At 40.4% G+C, this 18,375-nt stretch carries 17 protein-coding genes and 2 tRNA genes; 1 reads left to right on the plus strand and 18 read right to left on the minus strand.

The annotated features are described in order from the left end of the window. Positions 1–45: 45 nt before the first annotated feature. From FEDK69T_RS05195 to FEDK69T_RS05245, 12 genes are all read right to left on the minus strand, one after another. Positions 46–555: a nuclear transport factor 2 family protein gene (locus FEDK69T_RS05195; protein ID WP_023573105.1), complete on the minus strand. Its 510-nt coding sequence runs from the start codon at positions 553–555 to the stop codon at positions 46–48. 114 nt (positions 556–669) lie between these two features. Further along, a complete protein-coding gene (locus FEDK69T_RS05200) occupies positions 670–1,959 on the minus strand; it encodes an NAD-dependent succinate-semialdehyde dehydrogenase (RefSeq protein ID WP_023573106.1) in 1,290 nt (429 codons plus the stop codon). A gap of 364 nt (positions 1,960–2,323) precedes the next feature. Then, positions 2,324–3,988 carry a hypothetical protein gene (locus tag FEDK69T_RS05205; protein WP_023573107.1) on the minus strand — a complete coding sequence of 555 codons (1,665 nt, stop codon included), beginning with the start codon at positions 3,986–3,988 and terminating at the stop codon, positions 2,324–2,326. 320 nt (positions 3,989–4,308) lie between these two features. Continuing rightward, the gene (locus FEDK69T_RS15655) at positions 4,309–4,500 is read right to left on the minus strand and encodes a hypothetical protein (RefSeq protein WP_081711701.1); all 192 of its coding nucleotides are present in this window, start codon (positions 4,498–4,500) and stop codon (positions 4,309–4,311) included. Continuing rightward, the gene (locus tag FEDK69T_RS15660) at positions 4,490–4,705 is read right to left on the minus strand and encodes a YgaP family membrane protein (RefSeq protein ID WP_023573108.1); all 216 of its coding nucleotides are present in this window, start codon (positions 4,703–4,705) and stop codon (positions 4,490–4,492) included. The genes FEDK69T_RS15655 and FEDK69T_RS15660 overlap by 11 nt, the downstream gene beginning before the upstream one ends. 71 nt (positions 4,706–4,776) lie before the next feature. Then, a complete protein-coding gene (gene trxA, locus FEDK69T_RS05215) occupies positions 4,777–5,073 on the minus strand; it encodes a thioredoxin (protein WP_023573109.1) in 297 nt (98 codons plus the stop codon). A gap of 6 nt (positions 5,074–5,079) precedes the next feature. After that, entirely contained in the window at positions 5,080–5,277 is a 198-nt protein-coding gene (locus FEDK69T_RS05220; protein WP_035630290.1) for a hypothetical protein, read from the minus strand. Positions 5,278–5,477: 200 nt separating this feature from the next. Next, positions 5,478–5,551: transfer RNA gene (locus FEDK69T_RS05225), tRNA-Asn, on the minus strand. 74 nt (positions 5,552–5,625) lie between these two features. After that, positions 5,626–5,699 (minus strand) — tRNA-Asn (locus tag FEDK69T_RS05230). Positions 5,700–5,771: 72 nt separating this feature from the next. Further along, a complete protein-coding gene (locus FEDK69T_RS05235; RefSeq protein WP_035630288.1) occupies positions 5,772–7,364 on the minus strand; it encodes a site-2 protease family protein in 1,593 nt (530 codons plus the stop codon). 76 nt (positions 7,365–7,440) lie between these two features. Then, on the minus strand, positions 7,441–9,366 hold the full coding sequence (locus tag FEDK69T_RS05240; protein ID WP_023573112.1) for a M1 family aminopeptidase: 1,926 nt from the start codon (positions 9,364–9,366) through the stop codon (positions 7,441–7,443). 117 nt (positions 9,367–9,483) lie between these two features. After that, a complete protein-coding gene (locus FEDK69T_RS05245) occupies positions 9,484–11,394 on the minus strand; it encodes a M1 family aminopeptidase (RefSeq protein ID WP_023573113.1) in 1,911 nt (636 codons plus the stop codon). 162 nt (positions 11,395–11,556) lie between these two features. On the opposite strand from FEDK69T_RS05245, the gene serS reads away from it, so the two are divergent. Next, positions 11,557–12,828, plus strand: a complete 1,272-nt coding sequence (gene serS / locus FEDK69T_RS05250) for a serine--tRNA ligase (protein WP_023573114.1) — start codon at positions 11,557–11,559, stop codon at positions 12,826–12,828. Positions 12,829–12,900: 72 nt separating this feature from the next. Here the strand turns inward: serS and FEDK69T_RS05255 are convergent, their stop codons facing one another. From FEDK69T_RS05255 to panC, 6 genes are read right to left on the minus strand one after another with little or no spacing between them, the layout of a single operon-like run. Continuing rightward, complete coding sequence (locus tag FEDK69T_RS05255; RefSeq protein ID WP_023573115.1) at positions 12,901–13,365, minus strand: gliding motility lipoprotein GldH family protein; 465 nt, start codon at positions 13,363–13,365, stop codon at positions 12,901–12,903. A 52-nt stretch (positions 13,366–13,417) separates the two neighbouring features. After that, positions 13,418–14,779, minus strand: a complete 1,362-nt coding sequence (radA, locus tag FEDK69T_RS05260) for a DNA repair protein RadA (RefSeq protein ID WP_023573116.1) — start codon at positions 14,777–14,779, stop codon at positions 13,418–13,420. A gap of 2 nt (positions 14,780–14,781) precedes the next feature. Then, positions 14,782–16,044, minus strand: a complete 1,263-nt coding sequence (locus tag FEDK69T_RS05265; protein ID WP_023573117.1) for an alpha/beta hydrolase-fold protein — start codon at positions 16,042–16,044, stop codon at positions 14,782–14,784. Between the two features lie 47 nt (positions 16,045–16,091). After that, positions 16,092–17,054, minus strand: a complete 963-nt coding sequence (locus FEDK69T_RS05270; protein ID WP_023573118.1) for a lysylphosphatidylglycerol synthase transmembrane domain-containing protein — start codon at positions 17,052–17,054, stop codon at positions 16,092–16,094. 1 nt (position 17,055) lies between these two features. Next, a complete protein-coding gene (panD, locus tag FEDK69T_RS05275; protein ID WP_023573119.1) occupies positions 17,056–17,406 on the minus strand; it encodes an aspartate 1-decarboxylase in 351 nt (116 codons plus the stop codon). Between the two features lie 14 nt (positions 17,407–17,420). Continuing rightward, positions 17,421–18,269: a pantoate--beta-alanine ligase gene (gene panC / locus FEDK69T_RS05280; RefSeq protein WP_023573120.1), complete on the minus strand. Its 849-nt coding sequence runs from the start codon at positions 18,267–18,269 to the stop codon at positions 17,421–17,423. Between the last annotated feature and the right edge of the window lie 106 nt (positions 18,270–18,375).

Below are 18,375 nucleotides of genomic sequence, written 5' to 3' on the forward strand. Positions count from 1 at the left end.
AACGCTACCCTTCGGTAGCGTTTTTTGTTTGGTTTAGGATTAATTTTATTTGCTGCTTTTTATTTGTTGCAGCTGTGCATCTTCCTTCGGTGCAATAATTTTGATAACGTCTTTAACATCGTCATTCGGAACCGTCATTGAAAGTACGTAGTGTTTTACTTTCCACACTTTTCCTTCTTTTACCATAACACCCGAACCGCGACAGATTTTCATCCAAGTGTCCAATAATTCATCAAACCACGCTATTTTTCCGGATGGGTCCATATAGATATGGCGTTCAACAGGTTTAAAGTCCCAGGCACGGCCTTTGTCGAAATACGGTTTGGCAAAATCAATAAATTGTTTTTTGTTCCAGTTTTCGGTTGCATCGGTACCAATGAAGATGGATTCGTCTGACATCGCACCGAAATACTTGTCGAAATTTCCTTCAGCAGCATCTTTATGCCAATTATCCAAAACGGTGGCAATTGCTTTTTTCTCAGATTCTGATTTTTGCGCTGTGGATTCAAAGGAAATCAGCATAAGGGCCGATAACAAAAAGAATAATTTTTTCATAATGGTTAGTGGTTTGTGTTTAATCCCTGCAATTTAGGAAAAGTTTTTAATCTCCTTGATTGTAGGAACGGTTCACAAAAGAGTTTCACATTTTTTCTTCTTTTGGTGGGAAATTTACGACTTATGGATTACAACTGTTTTGATGTTTACGAATTCCTTAATACCTTCTTCAGATAGTTCCCTTCCGTAGCCGGATTTTTTAACTCCTCCGAAGGGTAAACGCGGGTCGGATTTGACCATGGTGTTGATGAAGACTGCTCCTTCCTCGAATTTACTAATATGGCTTCTGAGAGTATCGATATCCTCTGTAAAAATGGAAACGCCTAAACCGAATTCGGACTGATTGCTGATCTCGATGGCTTCGGTTAAATCTTTGAAAGGAATCAGAGCCGCCACAGGGCCAAAAGTTTCTTCTTTGAAAACCGGCATTTCGGTGGTAACGTTGGTTAGTAGCGTAGGTTCGTAAAAAGCGTCTTTTCGTTTTCCTCCCAATACTATTTTGGCGCCCATGGCAACGGATTGCTCTACTTGTTTTTCTAGCTCTATGGCTAAGTCAACGCGGGCCAGTGGGCCAATTTGTGTTTCTGGCAGCATTGGGTCACCACAAACGAGTTGGCTGATTGATTCTTTGTATTTTTCGGTGAAATCGTCGAAAATGTTCTGCTGAATTAAAAAACGTTTGGCTGCAATACAGCTTTGTCCGGTGTTTTGCATTCGTGCGTTAACGGCTGATGCTACAGCTTTGTCTAAATCGGCATCTTCGCAAACGATGAAGGCATTGCTGCCTCCGAGTTCCAATAACGACTTTTTCAGGTGTTTTCCTGCCTGTGCCGCTACCGAGCTTCCGGCGGCTTCACTTCCGGTGAGCGAAACACCTTTGATTTCAGGATGGGCAATCACATCGGCTACTTTGTCGCTCGATAAATGGAGGTTTTGGTAAATACCGATTGGAAAACCGCTTTCTATAAATAAGGCTTCGATGCTTTCGGCGGATTCAGGTACGTTGCTGGCATGTTTGACCATTACGACGTTCCCTGCAATGATTGATGGAATTGCAAAGCGAAAAACCTGCCAGAACGGAAAGTTCCAGGGCATAACGCCTAAGAGTACACCTAAAGGTTCGTAGGTTACGAAATTTTCATGACCTTCGGTTTGGATATGTTTGGTTTGCAGTAAGGTGGCTGCATTTTGACAATAATATTCGCAAAGCACACCGCATTTGTCAACTTCTGCAAGGGATTGGGTGATGGGTTTTCCCATTTCCTTGGTGATCATAGCGGCATATTGTTCGCGGTTTTGATGGAGCACTTTTTTTAGCTCCTCAACCATGGCAATACGTTCTTCTATTGATATCGCCTTCCAGTAGATAAAAGCTTCCTGAGCGGTGTTTATTTTAGTTTGCATAAAAGTTCCGTTGTGAAGGATAAAGTTACGGTTTTTGCAGAAAAAAATGAGAGTTGTTTTTAAGGGGCTGTTTTTTAATTATTCGGCTTTATGAGGCTTAAATATGGAATAAGTATGGAGAATTGGTGTGGAGGAGAATAATGTATGTGAAGATGGTTTTTTTTATATCGATTCAGCTTAGTTTTGAAAAAGGCCAAGTTTTGAAATCAGAGTTTTGACTTTTCAATTTTTAGGTCTTTTGGGATAATGCAAAAAAAAACAGTGGCAAACTACAATCTGCCACTGTTTTTAGAATTTTGCATTTTAATGTAAGAAACCTTATAGCGCTTTATTTTATTGTCTGGTTATCAATAAGGCGCTTTTTTTAGCGTACATAGACTCTGTCGCCAACTTTGACTTTGTTGATGGTGATAAACTGAATAGTATGCGTCACTACTTCATCATTTGATGATGTCGCAGTAAAAGTATTCCCATCAAGGACATAAGTGCCACTTCCCGTGTCAGTATATGTTTCGAAAGTATCTGCGGCATCCGTTTCAATACTGCAGTTAGAGGTTAGAATACTTCTGTTATAAAACTTGTATTTGTCTTTTTCAATGAATGAATATGTGTTTTCTCCAATAATAAGTGTTTCACTCAGGGCAGTATAGGCTTGGGTTGCAACCGAAGGACAACTTGGTGATGTGAATAAATCTACGTAGGTGCCCAAAGGAACGCCGTCTTCAAATGAAACAAGTGTCCATGTTCCTACTAATGATGCCTCTACAGTTACAGGGATATTTCCGCTGAAAGAACTAAAACCATCATTGTACGAAATATGTAAGTTAGTTCGAACGGGTAGTGCTGTTGGTGTTCCATTTAATTTCAATTTCAGATTTAACTGTCCATTTGAGCTTAATGCTGCGGAGACAACTGATACGTTGGAATTACTCGAGCTAAATTCTACATTTTCCATAAAAGAACTATCAACCGGATTTATAACATCTGGATTGGAAGTTTGTAAAACTTCTTGGGTCAGAGTGTCGAAATCCGTATGCTCCGCAGTGTTAGTTTGATTGATTAGCGGATTGTTTTTCGTTACAATGTGATTGTATAAATTTACGCTGTTAAAGTATTTTACCGCCAATGGTTCTGTTTTTGAAGCATCACTGGCGATTAATTTTCGTTCTTTAATTTCAAAAGTTAGCTCTTTGGCAATATTATCGGTTAATACGATTTCGGGAGCTCTGTTGACTACCACATTATTTTTGTTGCTAAACCAACCAAAAACTATTGCGCTGTTTTTGTCGTAGATATTGGCCAGTGCTTCTGTATTGGCTTCGTATGCTTTATAGCCGGCGACTGCTAAAATTGCGCAGCCAAGTACAGGTGAAGTAGCAACGCCTAAAGCTGCAACTCCTACTAACGCAATTGCTGCCACATGTTTGTTGATGTGTATCTTGGTTTCCGTTACCGTATTTCTGCCGGTGATATCGCTAAAATCCGTAAGGATTAAATGGTCAAATAATTGTTTGTTGGCTTTATATAAAGTTGCGATGGATGCTTTTTCGGCAGCTGAAGCATTGTTGTAATGCGTGATTAAAGTGTTTATCGCGTTTTGTGCTGAAACAGCTTGAGGATCGTTATTTAAGGTTTGTGCAAATGCATTCAGGTTGGCAAATAGATCTACAACATTTTCGTCGGCAGTCCCGGTTAAGGAGGTAGGAGAAATATTGTAATGAACAGTTGCGTTAGACAAACCGGGAATAATTAAATCGTGGGCGCCTGTCAATACCTCATTTGGAAGGTAAAAAGCCAGTGTATGTTCGCCTGTCTTAACTAGATTGACTGGAATCCCACCAATTGTTCCCTGATATTCAAATTGCGTCAACGTAATATTGTTAAAGGTAACCGTTACAATTTGTGAACCTCTAATTGCTCCTCCGTCCTGAGTAATCGGGGTGGTTTGCTCGGTTGTGTCCTCTTTGGAGCACGAAATCATTGAGATAACCAAAAAAAAGGTCATCAGTTTAAAAAGTTTGGTTTTCATAAATGTGTAAGGGATGTTTTTGATAGGGCAAAAAAACAAAACTTATAGAACTTAAAAAATCCCGCAAATTTGTTTTTTGTTATTTTTTGTCCGTAACATTTCTTTTGGCGCTTTGTTATGGTCTCATGGGTGCCACATTGCAACAATTTTTTTAATTTGTTTTTTCTGTTACAAAAACTGAAACAAGTTTTTCAAATTTATTTTTGTGTTACCCGAAAATAAAAAGAGACCAAATTTGTTTCGTCATCGCACCTGAGATGGGAAATTAAAAAACCCCTGCAAACAGCAAGGGTAGTAGTGTAGTGAAAACTATACACGGTTTATTTTTTCTTCTTCGTATCAAACATAGAGAACACGAGCCCACCCATAACGGTTCCGTAGAGTGTGCTGTTTACCGGACTTGAAGTAATGGCGCATGAACCCTGACATCCGAAATAAAGAAAATAGAAATAACCAGCGACAGTGCCTATGATGCAGCCGATTAACCAAAGCAGTGCTGTTTTATTTTTCATCCGTTGTTTTTGGTGTGGTTTTTATGCCCAGCAGCGAGTACAAAGGGCAAAAACTTACGGCGCTTGTTATTAGAAAAACTGTTCCTATGCCTAATGCAACAAAGCCTAAGGTTCCGGTAATGACTTCAGTTGCGACCAGTACCGCTAAAATGATGGAGATTCCAATGCGGATGAATTTGTCGCGATTTCCCATGTTTGCTTTCATAACTATTGTTGTTTTGTGGTTTGTAGTCGGTTTGTTTGTTTTTTACTTGAATTCTTCGAAATAATGTTTGGTTAGCTGTGTTGTCTGATGATGCTGACAAGGTCTTTTTTCGACAGGATGCCCGATTGTCGCCATAACTGCTTTCCATCTTTGAAAAGAAGCATGGTGGGAACTGAACGTACTTGAAATTGTGCAGCAACGGTCGGATTCTTATCGATGTCTATTTTTATTACCGATACATTCTCGCCTAAGTCATCTTTAACTTGTTTTAGTATTGGGGAGAGAGTTTGGCAAGGTCCGCACCATGTGGCAAAAAAGTCAATCAATACAGGTTTGTCTTTGTTTATTATTTCGGAAAATGTACTCATGGCAGGTTACTGTTTATTTCTTTTTTGAGGCACGGCACAGCCTCTTGGCCCACAACCGAAATTAAAGATGGCCTGAAAAAGAAAAAAGGCTGCAAATATCATAAAAAACCATTCGTGGGTTGTGATGGCTTCATATCCTAATAGTAATGCCAAAGCCAATCGGAAATAGCGCATGAAGTGCCAATTTTGAAAAAAGTTGCTCATTGAAAATTGTAATATTTACGTAAAGTTACGAAATAGTCGTAATGAAAATGTAACACTTGTTACTTTGAGATAGATAATTAATTTGTGGATGTGTTTAAGTGACCGCTTTTCTTTAGTTATATCAAGTTGAAGGAGTGCAATATCTGAGTTGGATTGTATCAGAAATAAAAAAGCCCGACATTGCTGTCAGGCTTTAAAAGCTCCCCCTCTTGGGCTCGAACCAAGGACCCTCTGATTAACAGTCAGATGCTCTAACCAACTGAGCTAAGGAGGAAACTGTATTTTTTATGAAAAGAACTTTTTGATTTTAAAGATATAAAAAGCCACTCTTGCGAATGGCTTTTTTTGCTCCCCCTCTTGGGCTCGAACCAAGGACCCTCTGATTAACAGTCAGATGCTCTAACCAACTGAGCTAAGGAGGAAGGTGTGTTACCTTTAATGCGGTGCAAATATAAGCTGAAATTTTATACTCGCAAATAAAAAATTAAAAATTTTTATAAAAGTTTATCGGCTACCAGCTGGTAAATGTCTTTTCCGAAGGTTAAAACCATTAAAGTCAGCAAGATAATCATTCCGGCTGTTTGCACATGTCCCATCGCTTTTTCGCTTAAAGTTTTGCCGGTTATCATCTCGGCAATGGTAAATAGGGCATGACCACCGTCCAATCCAGGGATCGGCAATAGGTTCATGAAGGCCAAACCGATCGAAAATAAGGCTGTAAAATTCCAGATGAACTCCCAGTTCCATGTGTCTGGTAAAGCGCGTGCAATTCCAACCGGACTTTTTACGTGTTTGTAAGCTTCGGTTTTAGGGCGTAAAATCAATTTGAATTGCTTTACGTTATAGATCAGCAATTGCCACGATTCTTTAACAGCTTCCGGGAATGCTTGCGCAACACTCAGTTTGTTTACGATTTCGTAGCTTGGCTGATTGTTCGATTTTAATCTAAATCCAAGTTTTCCGTTTTTACCAACATGTGCCGGTAAATTCATTCTTTGTGTTCCTCTTAAGATATTCAGCGTTACATCTTTGTCAGCAGACAGCTTTAATTGCGATGTGAAATCAAAATAACTTTCGTAAACCCTGTTGTTGAAGCCTAAAATGATATCTTTTTCCTGAAGTTTTGCCTTGTCTGCTTCCGAACCCGGAACAACTTCATCAACAGAAGAAGCAGCCATATCTGCAGAAGGGGCTAAAAAGATGTTTTCGCCGAATCCCACCTCTCCGTCTTTGTCAATCGTAAGGGAAACAGTAACCGGAGCGTCTTTTCTTAAAACGGTAACCGGAACGGTTTTGCCTTTGTGGTTTTTCAATTCATCCGTTAACTCATCAAAATACACGAATGATTTGTTGTTAAGCATCTGTAACTTGTCTCCGGCCATAAAAACAGAAGGTTTGTTTTTTACAGGTGCTACGCTGTCTATCACGACCTGTGAAATCAGGTTTCTTGCGCCAACAAAATCGCGTCCTTCTTTTGCCAGGATTTGAGCTTTGTTTTCATCCGATAGTACAATGGTTTTCTTTTCTCCGTTTCTTTCGATTTCAATATTGTCGCCTAATAAAGCATCCAATACCATTCGGTTGAAACGAGGTTGATAAGCTCCGTCTACAGCAAGGATTTTATCGCCGTTTTTGAAGCCTGCATTCAGTCCGGTTTCCCCGAAAGACAATCCGTTTTCCTGGATTTTATCGGTCGATACATATTTTTGTCCGTAAGTGGTATAAACCACAGTGTATAGGAACCAAGCTAAAAGGACGTTTACAATGATACCACCCAACATGATAATAAGACGTTGCCAGGCTGGTTTCGAACGGAATTCCCAGGGTTGAGGCTCCTGTTTCATTTGTTCCATGTCCATGCTCTCGTCTACCATTCCTGCCAGTTTTACATATCCTCCGATTGGCAGCCATCCGATTCCCCATTCAGTATCGCCAATTTTTTTCTTTAATAAAGAGAAACCGGCATCTATGAAAAGATAGAATTTCTCCACTTTTACTTTGAACATTCGCGCCGTGATATAGTGGCCAAATTCGTGTAGAATTACTAATACGGATAATATGAAAAGGATCTGTCCTAGTTGTATCATTTTAAACAGTGAATTTTGTTATAAACGACAAAAGTAAGGTTTTCACCTTACTTTCTATCAAGTTATTTTGGTTTGCTTATTTTTTTATAAAATTTTTATGAATTACGCCTTCCGAGGTTGTAATCTTAACTAGATGAATGCCGTTTGACAGTTGGTTTAAGCTGAAATCCACGTTCGTTTCTGTTGCAACCAATTGCCCAAGTGTATTGTAAATTTCGGCTTTTTGTAATTGGATAGCTTCCGGCAATTGAATCGCTATCCGATCGTTAGCCGGATTAGGGTATAAGCTGATAATCTGGTTAAGTTCAAACGACTCGTTTCCTAAAGTAGCCGTACTGTTTTTTGAAATAATGTTTTTATTAGGGTCGAAAACAACACCGGTAACCGAAAATGGTGTGGAGACTGTGAATTGCTGTCCATTGCTTGTATTGTTTAAAACGATATCCTGCGTCTGGCCTCCCGAACCGGTTAAGCGTAAAGGAACCGGCATTTCGAAAAACGGCACTGATGCATGGGAAGTTGTTTGGTTTATGGTAATTCTTGTTTGGTTTCCGCCTAAATTTTGCGCATTAATTGTGTACGTCGGATAGCCTTCGTTGTAAACCCAGTCGTTGAAAAATTCGGTAAAATCCTGCCCTGAAACGGTTTCTAAATGGGCTTTAAATTGTGGTGTTACAGCATAACCGTAGGCAAGCTCCGGATCATTTAAGTAATTACGCAAAGCCTGGAAGAAATTGGTGTCGCCCATTTTAAAGCGGATCATGTTGGCTACCATTGAGCCTTTGTTATAAGTGATTGTATTGCTGAAGATCCTTCCTACGTTTGACAACTGTGAATCGTATAAGTACAGATTCCCACCGGGTTGTGATGTGATACTGTTGATTTTTCCGTTTTTCCAGCTTGTAAAACTGGCTGCGCCATCAAGATTTTCAACTACCAATCCTGACATGTATTCTGTTATGCCTTCGTTTAACCAAATATCTTTCCAGCTGCCACAGGTTACTTTATCGCCAAACCATTGATGCGCCATTTCGTGTGCAATCAAACTTCTGCTCCAGCCACCCATAAAGGAAACCGTGGTGTGTTCCATGCCGCCGCCCCAGCCAAATTGAGCATGGCCGTATTTTTCATTTCTGAAAGGATAAGAGCCTACTAAAGACTCATACAAATTGATGATCGTAGGGGTAACCGCTAAACTTGTTTGTGTTGATGCCGCTGTTTCCGGGTAAATATAATTCACTATCGGAAAATATGGGCTAGCAGCTGTACCTAATCCGCCCTGTTGGTTGTAAATCTGATAGTTGGTGACTGCAAAGGCTATCAGATAGGCAGGTATCGGGTAGTTGTGATGAAAATGAGTTGTTTTGTTAGTCCCGTTAATTATTGCGGACTGTTGCATCCCGTTTGCTGCACAGGTGTAGGCGGAAGGAGCAGTGACATAGATATCCACACTGTTTATTTTGTCGTTTAAATCCTGTTTGCAAGGCCACCAATCTTTAGCGCCGTACGGTTCGGACAGTGTCCACATAATAGGAGTGCCATTATGGGTTTCAGCGGCAAATGCGCTGAAACCGCTTACCGGTGGTGTCCCGGAATAGGATATTTCTACACTGCGAGATGTTCCTGATAATTGCGTGTTCGGTAATGTAATGACTACTTCGTTGTTTCCGTTTCTGGTGTATGCTAAACTTATGGAGCCTTGTTTAACACTGCTCACCGTTATTTCGTTGGCCAAATCGAAAGTAATGGTTGTCATGTCTGATAATGCCGTGTATGTAGTGGTAACTTTTCCTGTTACGAAATAAACCGCCGGATCTACGATTAATTCCAGTTTGTGATGGGTTATGTCGTAGTTTTGAGTATTCGGATTGGTTCGGAAATTCATCATTTTAGAAGCGGATTTCATTTCGGCTTCAATCATGCGATGGTGGTCTTCGTCGTGGGTTTGTGAGATGCCACAGTAGGTTGACAGTAATGCAAAAAGTAGGGTAAACTTTTTCATATTCGTTAAAAAATTTCCCAAATGTAAAAATTAATCCAACACCAGTTGTGTGTTTTGTGATTTTCTTAAAAAAAGTTAAATGGTTTATGGGTAAAGCAATTTTGTATTGTTACTCTTTTATTCTTTGATTAGATTTTTATAAAAAGTTCCGGCAGAAGTATTGACAATTAATATATATACACCATTTGAAAGTGGGCTCAGATTTATGACGGGGTTATTCTCCTTTAGATTCAATTGGCCTAACATGTTATATATTTCCGCTTTTTCCAATTCAACATCTGCCGGAAGTTTTATGGTTAGGATATCATGACAAGGATTTGGATAAGTGATAAAATCAAAATTGTCAATTAATACTTCAGTAGTGCTGTTTCTGGAAATGATGTTTTTTTTCGGATCGAAAAGAATCTGAGAAATTCGGAAAGGTACATCGATAATGAAGTCCTGATTGTTTGTAGTGTTCTCCAAGATAACGTCTTGTGTTTCCTCATTCTCACCGATTAATCGAATAGGAACCGGCATTTCAAAAAAAGGTACCGATGAATGGGATGTGGTTTGATTGATCGTTATTTTTGCCAAGCCGGCCCCCCAGTTTTGAGCGGTTATGTTGTAAATTGGGTAGCCTTCTTTGTAAATCCAGTCGTTAAAAAAATCGGTGAAGTTCATTCCTGAAACAGCTTCCAGATGCGCTTGTAACTGTGGTGTTGTTGCATATTCATAAGCCAAAGCAGGGTCGTTAAGGTAGTTTCGCATCGCCTGAAAGAAATTATCATCACCCATTTTAAACCGAATCATGTTTGTTACCATCGAACCTTTATTGTAGGTAAGACGGTAATCAAAAATTCTGTCGGCGTCTGTCAGTTGTTCGTCTGTCAAATATAAATTTCCATCGGGCTGCGATGTAATGCTGTTGATTTTGTTGGATTTCCAGGAAAGAAAACTTCCTGCGCCATCCATGTTTTCCACAATCAATCCCGATAAGTATTCTGTAATACCTTCATTTAACCAAATGTCTTTCCAGCTGCCGCAGGTTACTTTGTTGCCAAACCACTGATGGGCCATCTCGTGGGAAATCAAATCCCTGTTCCATCCTCCCATAAAGGAAACTGTGGTGTGTTCCATTCCGCCACCCCATCCAAATTGTGCGTGTCCGTATTTCTCATTCCTAAAGGGATAGGGAGTAAAAAGGGATTCGTACGTATTGATGATTCCCGGGGTAACTGACAAACTGGTTTGTGTGGAGGATGCAGTTTCGGGATAGATGTAATTGATAATTGGGAAAAAAGGGCTTTCTGTTGTTCCTAAGCCTCCTTGCTGCTCGTATATCTGGTAATTGGTTACGGCAATAGCGATGAGATAGGCCGGGATGGGGTAACCATGATGGAAATGCGTCGTTTTATTCACTCCGTTTATGGTTTGTGTTTGCTCCAAGCCATTGGAAACACTTGTGTATTGGAAAGGAGCGGTTATGTAAACATCTATACTTGTTACTTTGTCATTTAAATCCTGTTTGCAGGGCCACCAGTCTCTTGCGCCAAAGGGTTCTGATAGCGTATACAAGACAGGCGAGCCGTTATGCGTGCTGGTTGTAAAGGCTTGTTCGCCTGTAGCGGGAGCCCCGGAATAAGTGATTATAACCGACGTGGAATTACCGGCTGTTAATGTGGCTGGCAGGGTTATGACCAATTCGTTATTTGTATTTTGTGTGAAAGTCAGGTTTGTATTGTCTTGCTTTACACTGCTTACAGTCAGCTGATTTGTCAAGTCAAATGTTACGGTAGACATATCGGACAAGGCTGAAAATGTGGTGGTAACAATTCCGGAAATAAAATAGACGGCAGGGTCTACTGTAAATTCCAGTTTGTGATACGTTATGTTGTAGTTTTGGGTGTTGGGATTTTCCCTGAAGTTCATTTTTCCTGCTGCTGCTTTCATCTCGGAATGAACCAATTTATGAAATTCATTTTGGTTATCTTGGGAAAAGCCAATCGATGTAATTGCTAATGCTAAAAGGACGGTGATGTGCTTCATGTTTGTCAGAATATTTTCAAAAATAAAAAATAATTTATTCGATGATTGTGATTTTACTAAATATTACTGCTTCAGATAAAGGGATAATAGCTAACTTTCGTTGTTTACTGTTAAATTAATCAAACAATTCCTTAAATTTGCTCACCTTAAAAATCAATATATATGTTACAGATAGCTTTTATCAGAGAAAACCAGGAAAAAGTAATCCAGGCGTTGGCAAAAAGAAACATCGATGCCAGAGAAATGGTTGCAAATGCGGTAGCGTTAGACGAAAAACGCCGCGCTACTCAAGTGGAATTGGATACTGTTTTGGCTGAATCGAACAAGCTATCCAAAGACATTGGTGAATTGATGAAAAGCGGCGAAAAAGCCAAAGCTGAAATTTTAAAGGAAAAATCGACTCAACTACGCGAAAAAGGAAAAGAACTTTCAGAAGCGTTGAACATTGTTTCGGAAGAACTGACCCTTGAGTTGTATAAATTGCCAAATACTCCTGCCGATATTGTTCCGCACGGAAAAACCGCCGATGATAACGAGAATGTTTTTCAGGAAGGCGAAATTCCGGTGTTGCACGAAGGCGCCTTACCGCATTGGGAACTGATTAAAAAATATGATATCATCGATTTCGAATTGGGAACGAAGATTACTGCTCCCGGATTCCCGGTATACAAAGGTAAAGGGGCAAAGTTGCAACGTGCTTTGATTTCTTATTTCTTGGATAAAAATACCGAAGCGGGTTATCAGGAAGTTCAGGTGCCACATTTGGTCAATGAGGCATCCGCCTATGGAACCGGGCAGTTGCCGGATAAAGATGGCCAAATGTACCACGATGCCAAAGACGATTTGTATCTGATTCCTACTGCGGAAGTTCCGGTGACGAATATTTACCGCGATGTTATTCTTCAGGAAAGTGAATTGCCTGTTTTAGCAACAGGATATACACCATGTTTCAGAAGAGAAGCTGGTTCTTGGGGAGCTCACGTACGCGGATTGAACCGTTTGCACCAGTTTGACAAAGTTGAAATCGTTCGCATCGAGCATCCTGAAAAATCACACGAAGCTTTGGACGGAATGGTAGAGCACGTAAAAGGATTGTTGAAAGAATTGAAATTACCATACCGTATTTTACGTCTTTGCGGTGGTGATATGGGCTTCGCTTCAGCGTTAACGTACGATTTTGAGGTGTTTTCTACAGCGCAGGACCGTTGGTTGGAAATTTCATCGGTTTCCAATTTTGAAACGTTCCAGGCGAACCGTTTGAAATTACGTTTCAAAGGAAAAGACGGTAAAACGCAATTGGTACACACTTTAAACGGAAGTTCATTGGCATTGCCACGCGTATTAGCGGGAATCCTGGAAAATTACCAGACGCCGGAAGGAATCGTGATTCCGGAAGTGCTACGCAAATACACCGGTTTTGATATCATTGATTAATTAATGCAATAGTCCATTATAATAAATAGGAAAGCAGACTGAGAAGTCTGCTTTTTTGTTGGTTTCTTATTTTTATTTAGCTGTGGAAACATCCAATCCGACGCCAAAGACATTTGGTAAATAAGGTCCGTGGAAGGAATTGGCTACCGTCAGTTTGTAGTTTCCTTTGGTCAGTTTTGCTTTTTCTTTAATGGTATGGTGTAAATCGCATAAATCCCCTATGCAGTCACCTAGTTCCTTTCCGGAACTGTCTTTTATCTGCAGGTTCAGTGAAAATTTTTCTACATTTCCGGAAGGATCTGTGATGGTAAAATCCAAGGGAATACTTTGGAATTGGTAATCAAATACATAGCTGAACCTGAAAATCAGATCGTATAATTTCGTGTCATCGCTAATCGTAAACTCATAGGTTTTTGCATCGGTCTGTTCCCATCGGTTATGCGGAAAATCTTTATCTAATTTACTGAAAACATCAGCCTTGTTGCAGGAAACTAAAAGTGAAGTCACACAGACCAGTAGTAATGTTTTAATGTTCATATTTTCTTGGTAATTAATTAGACGATATTTTTTATGGTCTTAATAAGGTTATCTACCCAAATAGTTCCGAAACGACATCCTCAACCTTCGCTACCATTTTTATTTCGATTAGCGTGTTCTTAAGCGATATTTTATTGTATTTGGAAACGAAAATGGTCGAAAACCCTAATTTTTCAGCTTCCTGTATGCGTTGTTCCACACGGTTTACCGGACGGATTTCTCCTGAAAGCCCCACTTCACCGGCAAAACAAAAGTTTTTTTCTACCGGGATGTCTTCGTTGGATGAAAGAATCGCAGCCACAACGGCCAAATCAATTGCCGGATCGTCCACGGAAATTCCTCCTGTCACGTTCAAAAAGACATCCTTGGAGCCCAAATGAAAACCGGCACGTTTTTCCAATACGGCTAAAATCATGTTGAGGCGCTTGGCATTGTAACCCGTGGTGCTGCGTTGCGGCGTTCCGTAAACAGCGGTGGAAACGAGTGCCTGTATTTCTATCATTAGCGGGCGCATGCCTTCTAATGTAGAGGCAATGGCTGTCCCCGAAAGTTCTTCGTCTTTATGGGAAATCAAAATCTCAGACGGATTGGCTACTTCGCGCAATCCCGAACCGAGCATTTCATAAATGCCTAATTCTGCCGTGGAACCAAAACGGTTTTTGAGCGAACGCAAAATGCGGTACACATGATTTCGGTCGCCTTCAAACTGCAAAACGGTGTCAACCATGTGCTCCAGAATCTTCGGCCCGGCAATGTTGCCGTCTTTGGTAATATGTCCGATAAGAATAACCGGAGTATTGGTTTCCTTGGCGAATTTTATCAATTCGGCCGTGGTTTCCCTGATTTGCGAAATACTTCCCGGTGACGATTCGATATAATCGGTATGCAAGGTTTGAATGGAATCGATAATCACGATTTCGGGTTCAATTTCTTCAATCTGACGGAAAATATTCTGTGTTTTGGTTTCGGTCAGGATGTAACAGTTGTCGCTGTTGGCTGTAATCCTTTCAGCGCGCATTTTTATCTGTTTCTGACTTTCCTCGCCGGATACATAGAGGGTTTTATAGGGTAATTTCAACGAAATTTGAAGTAATAGCGTACTCTTTCCTATTCCGGGTTCACCACCTAAAAGCGTTAAGGAGCCAGGAACTATTCCGCCGCCTAAAACCCGGTTCAGTTCTCCGTCTGTAGTGTTCAAACGGATTTCTTCGACAGAGTCAATTTCTTTTATTTTTAAAGGCTTAGCGGCTTTTTTAACCGGAGAAGCTTCGCTTTTCCAGGCCACTTTTTCTTCTTTATGGATGACTTCTTCTACAATGGTATTCCATGCCTTGCAGGATGTGCACTGTCCTTGCCATTTGGCAAACTGGGTGCCACAGCTCTGGCAGAAAAAGGCGGTTTTTATTTTCGACATTATTATTGTTTCGGTTGTTCGGCAGGGGTTTCTGTTGGCGTTTCTGTTGGAGCATCAGCAGGAGTTTCCGCAGGGGTTTCTGTCGGCTCTTCAGTCGCTTCATTATCGCGATTCTTCTCTTTTTTCAATTGTCCTTTGATGGCATCGGCACGCTCCAGCATCATGTCTTTGGTAAGGTCACGAATAGGTGCCAGTCCGAAGGCGGTCATAAACGCTTTCTGGGCCTTATTAGGCTCTCCCATATTGTCATAATACATGGCTTTATGATACTCGCTCAACATGGTTTTCGGGTAGTTTTTCTTTGCCAATTCTGAGAGCGGAAGAAAATCTTCGTAGTTCTTGTTTTTCATGATGGCGGCCTCAATGGCTTTGAAATCGGAAAGACGGATCCTCGGCATAAAGCCCAGTTTCTTTTGGATGTTCGTGTATTTGTCCACAAGATATTGGGTGTGCCCTTTTTCCAGTTTGCCCAATTTTTCCTGGAACTCATTCATTGAAATTGGCTGGTAGCCTTCAAAAATTGTGGCTATGGCACTATTGATGGCAGACGGGACCAATGAATAATGCGAAGTATTTTTGAAATCGTCAAAAGAGTATTTTACAAAATCTGATTTTACCGCTTTTGCTCCTTCATCAAGGACTTTTATGCGTTCTCTCATCGATTTTAAATCACCATCGGCTGTAGCCAGATAGTAGAAGATGGGTTTTTGAGCAATTTTAAGTCGATCGGGAATACGGGTTTCCATTTCGGCCGGCAATTCAGGGCTTAAACATAGATAAGCATTAAAAACCGGGTTGTCTTTATACAGATAAGCATTTATAAATGAGGCTGTCAAATCGTGTCCGACAATCATGCGGAAAGGCGCCACTCGGAATTTTTTCTCTATATATGGCAGTAATTCAATCCCAATAAACTCGAAGAATTTTGCTCCCTGTTCGGTTGGAAGCCCATCTTCGTCAAATTGTGTGTCATATTCGCGTTCGTTTCCTTTGTTCTGATTGATTCCGACTATAATCACTTCCGGAAGATCATCCCAATACGCGCCGTATTTCATCGTTCCCATTACAGGATCCAATAAATATTCACTGTCCAAAACCACGAAAACCGGGTATTTCTTTTCCTTGGCCGATTCGTAAGAAGGCGGAAGAATGATACTGATATCGCGAGCAACGCCCAGTTTTTGAGATTCAAACGGTTCGTCAAAGCGCTGTGCGAACAAGGAACCCGTTACAAACGTGAGGAGTAGGAGCAATTTGGTTTTCATGAAATTTACTGTATTTAACTGTTAAAATAGAACAGCAATATAGCAAATTATTTTTTTCGATTGAAAACAGGTAAAAGTAAAAACGAAATACCGCCCAAAAGTACAACAAGCGCGGTTTGTGAAGACCATAAAATCCATCCGAAGGCTGTTCCGGCGGTTTCAGGAATGTTATAAAGTAACAGGATTTGGGCAATCATTAACGGGAAGGCTCCAAATCCACCATTAGTGAAGGTAACGGCTAAACTTCCAACCACGAATGCAGTGATGATTACGCCTATGCTGATGCCACTGGTTTCCGGCAAGGCAAATACGGCGGAATAGAATGTAAGTACGTAAGAAACCCAAATGACTGCTGTATACATCATAAAAGGCACACGGTGTGGCATTTTGAATGCGCTTAAAAGGCCTTCAACTAAACCTGCAACTTTCTCTTTTATGAATACAATCGGTTTCCAATTCGAATAAATGAAGAGCAAAACAACACTGATGAACCCAAACGCGCCAATGAATCCGACATATATTAATTTTTCAACCGGGATGATACTGGAAAGAAAGGCCTGCAGTTGGTCAAATTGGAGTATGAGTGCCGTAAAAATGAATCCGATAAGGATAAAAAGGTCGATTACGCGCTCGGCAATAATGGTTCCGAAAGCTTTGTCAAACGGGATGTCATTGTATTTTTTAAGCACCAGTGCACGCGAAACTTCGCCCGAACGGGGAACCGTATAATTCATCAGATATCCGATGCAGACTGCGGAAAAATTATTCGGGAAACTCGAAAGGTAACCCATGTGTTCCAGGCTGTAGCGCCAACGGTAGCCTCGTGCAGCCAGGCTTACAATAGAAAAGAAAGATGAAATTGCAATGAAACTATAGTTGGCATTTTTAAAATAGCCTTTCATTTCTTCCAATTGCTGGTCGGTAAACTTGTTGTAAGTGTAAAAAACCAAAAAAACTCCCAGCAAAAGCGGGAGTACAATACCTATTGTTTTTTTAACTTTTTCGTTCAAGCTATGTTAGTGAATTATCATTCTCGTTAGGGAATACAATAGCCGGTTTGAAGGTTTTAGCTTCTTCGCAGGTAAGGATTCCGTAGGCAATAATTATGATAATATCACCTTTGTGAACTTTTCTTGCAGCCGGTCCGTTCAGGGTGATTTCACCGCTGTTTCTGGGTCCGGTAATTGCGTAAGTTTCCAAACGTTCTCCGTTATTGAGGTTTACGATGGATACTTTTTCGCCTTCATGAATGTTGGAAGCTTCCATTAGAGCTTCATCAATGGTAATACTTCCGATGTAATTTAAATCGGCTCCAGTCACCTTTACGCGGTGTATCTTGGATTTAACAACGTGAATTTGCATACTGCAAAGTTATATCAATTTAGTGAAATATTATCTATTAATCGAATGTTGTTTATGAAAACAGCTACGAAACCTCGATATTTTCTGGTTTTGCTTTTTCTTTTGCATGGTAACAATGTGGCTTCGTCGGCGATTTCAAAATATTCCAGTTGGAAATTCGGGTATTTATTGAATTCGTTTGTGACAAAAGTGCTGACTTCCTTCGCAGTTTGTTTTTCGAATTTCGTTTTGGCTGCTTTTAAGATTTTGTAGATCATTGCTGCTTCATCTCTTGCTTCTTCCGAAAGACGTTCGTTGCGGGAGCTCATTGCCAGGCCGTTGGGTTCGCGATGAATCGGACAGCCGTGAATGACTACCGGAAGCTTGTGTTTTTCAGTCATTTTTTTTACGATCTGCAACTGCTGAAAATCCTTTTCGCCAAAATAGGCATTGTCTGGAGTTACAATTTCAAACAATTTTTTCACGATAGTTCCCACGCCGTCAAAATGGCCGGGACGATGTGCGCCTTCCATTTGAAATTCCAGTCCGTCGTAATTGAAAGAAGTGGATTTTGTGTTGCCTTCGTAGATGTCGTCTACAGAAGGTGCGTATACGATGATGCTGTCGGAAAGTGTTTTTATCTTTTCCACATCGCGCTCGAGTGTTCTTGGATATTTTGCTAAATCCTCGGCGTTGTTAAACTGGGTGGGATTTACAAAAATGCTTACCACTGTTACTGTGTTGTTTTTTAGGGATTCCTGCATCAGTGACAAATGTCCTTGGTGTAAGGCACCCATGGTAGGGACAAAGCCGATTTTGGTTTTTTGAGAACGTACAGTTGTCAAATGTGCCGTTAAATCAGACTTTTTACTGAAAATTAACATTTTCTTCCGGTTTAAATTGACTGCAAACTTACTATTTTGTCTAATATCTGCATAAATTTTTGTAATTTTGCATGTTTTTTGTACCCAATTTTAAAACTAAAATACA

It is taken from the genome of Flavobacterium enshiense DK69 (assembly GCF_000498495.1).
Taxonomy (GTDB): Bacteria; Bacteroidota; Bacteroidia; order Flavobacteriales; family Flavobacteriaceae; genus Flavobacterium; species Flavobacterium enshiense.

Bases quoted from the DNA above. Each gene is read 5' to 3' on its own strand.
- FEDK69T_RS05195 (WP_023573105.1), bottom strand. From the start codon at position 555: ATGAAAAAATTATTCTTTTTGTTATCGGCCCTTATGCTGATTTCCTTT.
- FEDK69T_RS05200 (WP_023573106.1), bottom strand. From the start codon at position 1,959: ATGCAAACTAAAATAAACACCGCTCAGGAAGCTTTTATCTACTGGAAG.
- FEDK69T_RS05205 (WP_023573107.1), bottom strand. From the start codon at position 3,988: ATGAAAACCAAACTTTTTAAACTGATGACCTTTTTTTTGGTTATCTCA.
- FEDK69T_RS15655 (WP_081711701.1), bottom strand. From the start codon at position 4,500: ATGAAAAATAAAACAGCACTGCTTTGGTTAATCGGCTGCATCATAGGC.
- FEDK69T_RS15660 (WP_023573108.1), bottom strand. From the start codon at position 4,705: ATGAAAGCAAACATGGGAAATCGCGACAAATTCATCCGCATTGGAATC.
- trxA (WP_023573109.1), bottom strand. From the start codon at position 5,073: ATGAGTACATTTTCCGAAATAATAAACAAAGACAAACCTGTATTGATT.
- FEDK69T_RS05220 (WP_035630290.1), bottom strand. From the start codon at position 5,277: ATGAGCAACTTTTTTCAAAATTGGCACTTCATGCGCTATTTCCGATTG.
- FEDK69T_RS05235 (WP_035630288.1), bottom strand. From the start codon at position 7,364: ATGATACAACTAGGACAGATCCTTTTCATATTATCCGTATTAGTAATT.
- FEDK69T_RS05240 (WP_023573112.1), bottom strand. From the start codon at position 9,366: ATGAAAAAGTTTACCCTACTTTTTGCATTACTGTCAACCTACTGTGGC.
- FEDK69T_RS05245 (WP_023573113.1), bottom strand. From the start codon at position 11,394: ATGAAGCACATCACCGTCCTTTTAGCATTAGCAATTACATCGATTGGC.
- serS (WP_023573114.1), top strand. From the start codon at position 11,557: ATGTTACAGATAGCTTTTATCAGAGAAAACCAGGAAAAAGTAATCCAG.
- FEDK69T_RS05255 (WP_023573115.1), bottom strand. From the start codon at position 13,365: ATGAACATTAAAACATTACTACTGGTCTGTGTGACTTCACTTTTAGTT.
- radA (WP_023573116.1), bottom strand. From the start codon at position 14,779: ATGTCGAAAATAAAAACCGCCTTTTTCTGCCAGAGCTGTGGCACCCAG.
- FEDK69T_RS05265 (WP_023573117.1), bottom strand. From the start codon at position 16,044: ATGAAAACCAAATTGCTCCTACTCCTCACGTTTGTAACGGGTTCCTTG.
- panD (WP_023573119.1), bottom strand. From the start codon at position 17,406: ATGCAAATTCACGTTGTTAAATCCAAGATACACCGCGTAAAGGTGACT.
- panC (WP_023573120.1), bottom strand. From the start codon at position 18,269: ATGTTAATTTTCAGTAAAAAGTCTGATTTAACGGCACATTTGACAACT.